Source organism: Pseudobutyrivibrio sp. JW11 (assembly GCF_900115355.1).
GTDB lineage: Bacteria > Bacillota > Clostridia > Lachnospirales > Lachnospiraceae > Pseudobutyrivibrio > Pseudobutyrivibrio ruminis.
Genome location: NZ_FOWB01000022.1, coordinates 21,876 through 29,961, shown reverse-complemented (window position 1 = coordinate 29,961; position 8,086 = coordinate 21,876). Strand labels below are relative to the sequence as shown.

Annotated in this window: 8 protein-coding genes and 2 pseudogenes; all 10 read left to right on the top strand. The window is 34.8% G+C overall.

Features of this window, described 5'->3' with window-relative positions; all coding sequences use genetic code 11:
- Positions 1 to 190: pseudogene (locus BM102_RS14450) on the top strand (IS110 family transposase); the annotation flags it as partial.
- A gap of 169 nt (positions 191 to 359) precedes the next feature.
- Positions 360 to 560 (top strand): annotated as a pseudogene (locus tag BM102_RS13520) (adenosine deaminase); the annotation flags it as partial.
- 1 nt (position 561) lies between these two features.
- The gene (locus BM102_RS13515) at positions 562 to 909 is read left to right on the top strand and encodes an inorganic diphosphatase (RefSeq protein WP_090482789.1); all 348 of its coding nucleotides are present in this window, start codon (positions 562 to 564) and stop codon (positions 907 to 909) included.
- The gene (locus BM102_RS13510; protein WP_090482786.1) at positions 909 to 1,430 is read left to right on the top strand and encodes a GNAT family N-acetyltransferase; all 522 of its coding nucleotides are present in this window, start codon (positions 909 to 911) and stop codon (positions 1,428 to 1,430) included. Before BM102_RS13515 ends, BM102_RS13510 begins: the two co-directional genes overlap by 1 nt.
- A 22-nt stretch (positions 1,431 to 1,452) precedes the next feature.
- On the top strand, positions 1,453 to 1,779 hold the full coding sequence (locus BM102_RS13505) for a MazG nucleotide pyrophosphohydrolase domain-containing protein (protein WP_090482783.1): 327 nt from the start codon (positions 1,453 to 1,455) through the stop codon (positions 1,777 to 1,779).
- Between the two features lie 506 nt (positions 1,780 to 2,285).
- Positions 2,286 to 2,999 carry a hypothetical protein gene (locus BM102_RS13500; protein ID WP_090482780.1) on the top strand — a complete coding sequence of 238 codons (714 nt, stop codon included), beginning with the start codon at positions 2,286 to 2,288 and terminating at the stop codon, positions 2,997 to 2,999.
- A complete protein-coding gene (locus BM102_RS13495; protein ID WP_072919015.1) occupies positions 2,956 to 3,246 on the top strand; it encodes a transcriptional regulator in 291 nt (96 codons plus the stop codon). The genes BM102_RS13500 and BM102_RS13495 overlap by 44 nt, the downstream gene beginning before the upstream one ends.
- 590 nt (positions 3,247 to 3,836) lie before the next feature.
- Positions 3,837 to 4,025: a DUF6462 family protein gene (locus BM102_RS13490; RefSeq protein WP_090482777.1), complete on the top strand. Its 189-nt coding sequence runs from the start codon at positions 3,837 to 3,839 to the stop codon at positions 4,023 to 4,025.
- Between the two features lie 139 nt (positions 4,026 to 4,164).
- Positions 4,165 to 5,415 carry a tyrosine-type recombinase/integrase gene (locus BM102_RS13485; RefSeq protein ID WP_090482774.1) on the top strand — a complete coding sequence of 417 codons (1,251 nt, stop codon included), beginning with the start codon at positions 4,165 to 4,167 and terminating at the stop codon, positions 5,413 to 5,415.
- Between the two features lie 455 nt (positions 5,416 to 5,870).
- Complete coding sequence (locus tag BM102_RS13480) at positions 5,871 to 8,078, top strand: EAL domain-containing protein (RefSeq protein WP_242942945.1); 2,208 nt, start codon at positions 5,871 to 5,873, stop codon at positions 8,076 to 8,078.
- The last annotated feature ends 8 nt before the right edge of the window (positions 8,079 to 8,086 follow it).

The following is an 8,086-nucleotide window of genomic DNA, read 5'->3' as shown; positions in this document are numbered from 1 at the left end:
TCTACGATATGCTCTGTTTAACGCCACTATCTACGTATGTCATTGGGATCCAACCTTCAATGCTTACCTTGCCAAAAAGCGGGCTGAAGGAAAGCATTATTATGTAGCTGTATCTCATGCCACAAAGAAACTCGTGAGACTGATATATCAGCTCGAGAAGTCTAATCAGCCATACAATAAAGCCGTTTAACTAATTCCATACAAGTCTTCTTTCAAGAGCATCTCAGGGGATGCTCTGTTTGTCATGCAGTTTTCAAGGTACTGATTACGATGAATAAGTCATCGTCGCTATATCTAAAACATTTCTGTCTTAAAACATTTTTATTGACTATCTTTAATAGTTAGTCTCTAGCAACTATCTACTTGGAAGAGTAAAAGATTTAAGGTCACATCCAATTGCCGAGCTTTATCACAGTGGTGTTGATGTGACAATTAATTCAGATGATGTTTTGATATTTGATTCGGATGTATCTAAGGAGTATCTGAGGCTATATCAGTGTGGATGCCTTGGTGCTGGGGAATTGGATGATATTAGAAAAAACGGATTGAGGAGAAGATAATATGATAATAGAGGAATATAAGAATATTATTGGTTCTATTGTCACAGGAACGGTTGATCGGCCGCTTGGTTCGGCACATCCGAATTACCCGGATATGATTTATCCTATCAATTATGGATATGTCGATGGTGTCTTTGCGCCTGACGGTGAAGAACAGGATGTTTATATATTTGGTGCAGATGAGCCGCTTGACACCTATGCTGGTACAGTTATCGCAGTATATCATCGAATTAATGATAATGAGGATAAATGGATTGTTTCCATAGATGGTAAGGATTATTCGGATGATGAAATCCTCGAAAAAATAGACTTTCAAGAAAAATACTATAAAGGAATATTATTAAGATAATGGAGTTAGAAATTACTAGAATATCGAAGACATACGAAGTCAGAGCATTGAATGAGCAGGATATTCTGCAGGTATATAACCTGTGCTGCAAAAATGAATTGTACTATCAGTATTGTCCACCTTTTGTGACAAATGAAAGCATAAAGGCAGATATGACAGCACTACCGCCTGGAGTAACATTAGATAATAAGTATTACATAGGTTTCTATGATAGTGATAATTTGATTGCTGTTATGGATTTAATACTTGGTTATCCAGATAAGAATACTGCTTATATAGGGTTCTTTATGACTGGCATATCTGTTCAGAATAAAGGGGTAGGAAGTGAAATCATAAGTGAGTTGAGACGATTTGTAAGTAATAATGGGTTTACGAAAATTCAGTTATGTTGGGTACAAAATAATCCACAGGCAGAACATTTTTGGCATAAAAATGGCTTCATGGAGACCGGTAAGATATATAACATGGATGATTATTATGTAGTAGAAGCACAAATAGATATAATTACTAATAAACAGTAAACTAAGGGGGATAGATAATATTATGTCTGACTTCGGTATAAACGAAATGCTTGAGATGCAGAAAGCACTTCAGGAAAAGTACAAAGATAAATGGGAGCATATTTCTCCAGAAGTTGGTAAAAATAAACTACTTTGGATGATTGGAGAAGTTGGAGAGGTTATTGATATAGTTAAGAAGCATGGCCCTCAAGCAGCTGATATAGACAATCCTGAGCGTAATAATCTTATTGAAGAAATGGCTGATGTGCTTATGTATTACAATGATGTTTTGCTTTGCTATGGGATATCTGCCGATGAGTTAAAAGAATCTTACACTAGTAAGTTTGAGAAGAATATGAACCGCTGGTAGAAGCAGTTATGAAATTTTAATCTTTCTTGTATTGCAATGCAAAAGGAAGAAGTAAGAGTTAACTATAGATGATAATATTGATGGATTGATCCATCTTTAGTATATAATGATGATGAGGAAGATTTTGAATCCAAAGAAGGGTATTGGGTTTTAGATAATATAGATACAAAAAAGTTGAATCTATAATAATATTTCTTCCAGAGGTACCTTCTCAGGCGTTTTATACATATCAATGGGTAGAAAAATATATATAGTCAATAGTTACTATTAAAATGGTTGTTGACAGTTGGTATACTCATGGATAGAATTAAACACAAAGAAAAAGTTTGACTTTTGCAGAGCGGCATTGCACATAGTGTGATGTTAGCTCTGTTTTTCGTTGTTCAGATACTGTTGCCTCCTGTTGGAGGCTTTTTTTATATTCTATAGTTGCAAAAAGAATTTGTTTGTTATATTATCAATTTATAGAGAACTCTATAATATAAAGTGTGATCAGGAGGGTAATTATGGATAAGAATGTAGCACTTGCATTAGATGATATTTCATTAATCAAAACGGTAATTGAACGCACACAACAAGATTTTTCTAAAATCGCACCGTTCTTTATATGGGTTGGGATTATTAATGGAATTGCAGCTATTGTAGAACAACTGATGTATTATATTAGAAATACTTATGGATATGAAACAAGCCTGGTTCATATTTTTGGAGCGGGATACTATTGGATTAAAATTATAGGATATATTATTCTTTTTATTTTCTTTTCAAGAAAACTAAGAAAAGCAAATAACGATATTAGCTATGGTATGTTAAAAATATGGGGAATATTTTTGATTGGCTCTTATGTATTTATTTTCTTGTATATGCATTTGCTTCCTACCGGTAACAATGATCGAATTATGACTTTATGGAGATGCAAAGAGCTATTAGAGATTTTGCCGATTATATTTGCCTTATTTATGACAGGTATACTTACACAAAGAAAACTTATAACAATTTGCACAGCATGCTATAGTGTATTATATTTAGTGTTATTTTTGAGTATGAAAGAGATGCCTTTCGGGACAATAGGTGGAAAAGGTACTTTGATTTCAGTTAGTAGCTTTAGTATCAGGGTAGTAATGATTCTCGGAATGGTTGCATTAGGGCTGTTTTTTAGGATAGGAGCAAAGAATCATGGAAATAAATACAATACCAGAAGCTTTTCAAACGAAGCTTAGGTTAGCGGTCTTATCTGCTCTGCTGACTGGTACAAAGAGTTTCAAAGAATTGAAAACTATAACCTCAGCAACTGACGGAAACTTAGGTATACAGCTTAATAAATTAAGCGAAATGGAATATTTAACGATTGAAAAAGCATTTGTAAACAATAAACCCCAAACCACTTATACACTTACCGAATTTGGAAGAACACAGTTCAAAGAATACGTTGAGCTATTGGAATCTTTATTATCAAGTTCAGAATAAAGACATTGACAAGTCGGGATTTGTTTAGCATTTGTGCTGTAGTGAAATACTCAACTCTAGTTCTACTTCGTGTTAATGGCAGTGGGTTATATGAATAATTAGATTTGAAGATAAAGAAGAATCTGTAAATTTTCTTGAAAAAGAAATGGGAATACAATCCTAGATATTTTTTAGGGTTGTATTTTTTTGCACTTTTTTCAGAAGATAAACGCTGGGGGGCATAAATAACGTTATCACGGTGGGACTTTATGAAAGGAATAATTATTAGGAAGTTATAATTAAGTGGTTATATTTGGAGAGGAAAAAACATAAGAATACACGATAGGAGTGCATAAAAAGTTGAGTTTTTGTAAGACTTAGTGAAAGGAATTATTTTTAGATATAAATAATTTCTGAAAGAACCTTATAAAATGCCGTATTTCAGTGGGGTTATATAGAAGGAGAAAAATAAAAACATAAAAAATACACGATACAGGGTTGATAAAAAGGTTCTCCCAGTAGCAATAAGTGAGAGGATTTTTTTGATACATAAATAAAAAGAGAAAATCACTGGTCTAGTCATAATGTAAAAGTAGAAAGGAGATGGAGTGATGGGAAAAATGGTTTCAACAAAAAAGAGGTTTGTACGTTACAAAGAAGGGGCGGAAATGTATTCAATGTGTCAAACAAAGTTTGAGAAAATGGCAAAGGATGCAAAGGCTATTTATAAGTGCGACAAGCTTGTATTAGTAAATACTGAGATATTTGAACATTATCTTGAAACATTCAGAGTTGGTTAATGGGGGCTTGTGTAAGCTAAAAGCGTAAAATATAATAAGGCTAGTAGTTGCGTATGGCATAACTACGACAAAGGTTTAGAGTCTTTAAATGATTTACGCTAAAGCTTATTCAAGTGTTTCTCCATTAAGGAGGCACGACATGGCAAAGACCAGAAAAGATTCTAAAGGAAGAGTATTCCGAAAAGGTGAGGGATATCGTACACAGGACAATCGTTATATCTATAGGTACACAGACCCTAGGGGAGTTCGAAGAACGATTTATGCTAGAACGCTAGAGGAACTTAGGGAAAAGGAAGATGAGCTTAAAAGGGATCAATTAGATGGAATTGATAGTTACGCTAGGAATGTAATGACTGTCAATGAAGCATTTGATCGATATTTGTTCCTTAAAACCTCATTGCGCCGAACAACCAGGGCTAATTACGAGATGATGTACAACAAGCATGTAAGAGATGGCTTTGGTAAACGTTGTGTGGGAGATATCAAGTTCTCAGATGTAGTTTTATTTTATAAGATGCTAGTAGAAGAGGACGGGATAGCACCAGTTACTGTAGGTACGATTCATTGTTGTCTGAAACCGACATTTGAGATGTGCGTTAGGGATGAGATTATCCGAAAAAACCCAACAGATGGGGTACTCAGAGAGATTTCCAATGATATTGGAAAAAATAAAGGTGTAAGGCATGCGTTGACGCTAAATGACCAAGTGGCTTTTATGGATTACATCAAAGGACATCCAGTTTATGATCATTGGCATCCAATATTCACCATTCTGTTAGGCACTGGCTTAAGGTGTGGAGAATTTGTTGGATTACGTTGGAAAGACATAGACTTAGATGAAAGAACCATAGATGTAAACCATGCTTTAGTCAGGGTAAAGCCCACAAAGGGTGAAAAAGCTAAGCGCTTAGGTGTATCCTTACCAAAAACGGATGCTGGAATAAGAGTAGTTCCTATGATGGATGATGTATGTGAAGCATTTCATAAAATCTACGAGGAACAGCTTATAACAGGATTCAATGAAACTATAATTGAAGGTATGTCTGGATTCATTTTTAAAAACGCTAATGGAGATGTGCTCTGTGAGCAGAATATTAATGCAGCAATAAGGCGAATTGTGGAATCCTATAACATGGATGAGATGGGAAATGCTATGAAGCAGCGGAGAGAGCCTCATTTATTACCGCATTTTAGTTGCCATCAGTTAAGACATACTTTCTGCACACGCTTTTGTGAGAACGAGAGCAACCTGAAAGTGATTCAGGATGTTATGGGGCATAAAAACATCAAAACAACGATGAATGTTTATGCCGAAGCAACAAATGATAAGAAGAAAGAGGCTATGCAGAAGTTATCTGCAGCCTGGAAAGAATTCAAGGTAGAGTCTTAAGACTCTTGACCCCAAAATTCTGTGTTGACTCCAAACTGAATACAAAATCGTACGGAATAATACATTATAATGACTCACTATGTTTCTACTTGATTCATACGAGATGGTTGAAATACGTGATAATAAGGTATAAAGGCTTAAGATACATTTTAGGAAATATCTTGTTGCACTTATGCCATACGTACAGGATTAATTCTTGATATGATTATAAAGCACTTTCTAGGGAAACCTAGAGAGTGCTTTTTTATGTTTAAACATCTAAATCAGCCTTCCATGACTTGTTACTGGCTTTCTGAATTTTGCAGGATATAGCAAAGAAATAAGTGGTTAATATAATAATCGACTTTTTATTCAAAGCCTAGTTTTAGTAGGTCATAAATTGTCCTCAATTTTGTTGTACAATCACCATATACAATTATGTCCAAGGATGGTATCAACCTATGAAGATTAGTCCTATGAGAAAAATTATATCTATAAATATTATTTCGCTAATTCTTGTTATCCCATTTTTTATATCTGGGGTTTCTTTTGCTGCTTCAAGCAATGAGAATACCATCATTGTCGGCGTTCCAACGGATAGATGCCCTATGATTTATATAGATGATTCTGATGGTGCAATCATTGGAATTGGACCGGAATTACTTCGTATTGCCTGTGAGAATATCGGTTATAACGTTGAATTTATTACTATAGAAGAATCTTCACTAAAGGATGCGCTAGATAATACCTCCTATGATATAGTCATGCCTTTAGGCAGCGAAATTGAAAGTGCATCTGGACAGTCATCAATCGTTTCTGACGATTTAATGCTAACTCCTCTCACTGTTGTAACTTCTGAGGGAGATAATGTATCAGACATTAATCGTGCAAAAATTGGAATGCTTCAGTCTCAAGCTGGTATAGCAGACACAGTAAAAAGCCTATATCCAGATATTGAAGTCATACTGTATAAAGATATGTCCAAGTGTGTAGACGCCCTACGTAAAGACGAAGTTGACGCATTACTTCATAATTCCTACGTTTGGAGTTATGTCCTTCAGAAGCCTTCATATATCGATTTGCATGTTCAACCAACTACAATGCTTTCTATTGAATTTAGAGTTGGTGCTTTAAATACACCTGAAAATCAGGCTCTTATAGAAAAACTTAATGAAGGTATTGCTATGATTAGTGATACCCAGCGTCAGGCTGTTATTTTAGATTATACTTCTCGTAAACTGTACAAATATGATGTACAGGACTACCTTTACGCCGATAGATATGTCTTTATCATGTGTGCAATTGTAATTGTTCTTGTAGCACTTCACTTTCTAGCAAAGCAACAACTGTTAAAGAAAAGAACCAAAAATCAAATTCGCCAAATGATAGACTATGACTCACTTACTGGTGCTCTTAGTATGGCCGGATTCCGTGAAAAAGTAAAAGAACTACTACTGGAAAATCCTTCCACTCCATATATTATTTCTTACAACAACATTAAGAATTTCAAATTCATAAATGAAAAAATGGGAATGAACTCTGCTGATGAACTTCTATGCTTCTGGGTAGAAAAATCATTGGAGTATTTCTCTGACAAAGAGGCTATGGCCAGAATTGATGCAGATCATTTTGCTGTTTTATGCTGCCTACCTGATGACAACGGTTTCGAAGCAATGGAAACAAACGTATTTGAACCAGTCAAAAAATATTATATTAATCAGGGCAACGACTATGAAGTTCAGATATCCAGTGGTCTTTATGTCTTAACTCCTGAAGATTATAAAAATATTAACGTTGATAAGATGCTAGACTGTGCTAGATTAGCTGAAAAAAAAGCACATCTATCTATTACCGGGGGGTACGAAGTATATAACATAGATCAATGGGAAGCAGGAAGACTGCTTTCAGATATCTGCGGTCATTTTTCTACTGCTATAAAACAGAATGAAATAAAAGTCTGGTATCAACCTCAAGTCAACTATAGAACTGGTGAAATCATAGGCGCAGAAGCTCTCTGTAGATGGAACCACGAAAAACTAGGTTGGTTGAGCCCAGGTCAATTTATCCCAATACTAGAACAAACTGGTCTCATCTACGATTTAGATTGTCTAGTTTGGGAAATAGTTTGCAAAGATATTCATAGATGGAACGAGCAAGGATTTAAACGTTCTATATCAGTTAACCTATCTCGATTTGATATAGAAAAGAACAAAAACATCTCAAAGCACTTCAAGAATCTTATCGAAAAGTACGATATTGAACCTTCTCAGCTAAGAATAGAAATCACTGAGAGTGCCTATGCTGATGATAACGAATTACTATTAGAGACAACTGCTCAGCTACAGGATATAGGATTTGAAGTTGAAATGGATGACTTTGGCAGTGGCTATTCATCCCTAAATATGCTTACAGAAATTCCAGTTGATGGAATTAAACTTGATTATGTTTTCCTAAAAAACACTAAGAACTTTGAGAAAAGCAAAATTGTGGTCAAGCATATCCTACAAATGCTTCGTAACCTAAAATATAAATATATTGCTGAAGGCGTGGAAACTAAAGAACATGCCGATTTTCTTATTGCTATAGACTGTGAACGAATGCAAGGCTTCTACTTCTACAAGCCAATGCCTGTAGAAGAATTTGAAATTCTCGATTTCGATAACATAAACAATAGACCACACTAATAAAAAAT

What these genes read in the sequence shown, in the direction of transcription:
- BM102_RS13515 (WP_090482789.1), top strand. Translation starts at nt 562, where the DNA reads ATGATAATAGAGGAATATAAGAATATTATTGGTTCTATTGTCACAGGA.
- BM102_RS13510 (WP_090482786.1), top strand. Translation starts at nt 909, where the DNA reads ATGGAGTTAGAAATTACTAGAATATCGAAGACATACGAAGTCAGAGCA.
- BM102_RS13505 (WP_090482783.1), top strand. Translation starts at nt 1,453, where the DNA reads ATGTCTGACTTCGGTATAAACGAAATGCTTGAGATGCAGAAAGCACTT.
- BM102_RS13500 (WP_090482780.1), top strand. Translation starts at nt 2,286, where the DNA reads ATGGATAAGAATGTAGCACTTGCATTAGATGATATTTCATTAATCAAA.
- BM102_RS13495 (WP_072919015.1), top strand. Translation starts at nt 2,956, where the DNA reads ATGGAAATAAATACAATACCAGAAGCTTTTCAAACGAAGCTTAGGTTA.
- BM102_RS13490 (WP_090482777.1), top strand. Translation starts at nt 3,837, where the DNA reads ATGGGAAAAATGGTTTCAACAAAAAAGAGGTTTGTACGTTACAAAGAA.
- BM102_RS13485 (WP_090482774.1), top strand. Translation starts at nt 4,165, where the DNA reads ATGGCAAAGACCAGAAAAGATTCTAAAGGAAGAGTATTCCGAAAAGGT.
- BM102_RS13480 (WP_242942945.1), top strand. Translation starts at nt 5,871, where the DNA reads ATGAGAAAAATTATATCTATAAATATTATTTCGCTAATTCTTGTTATC.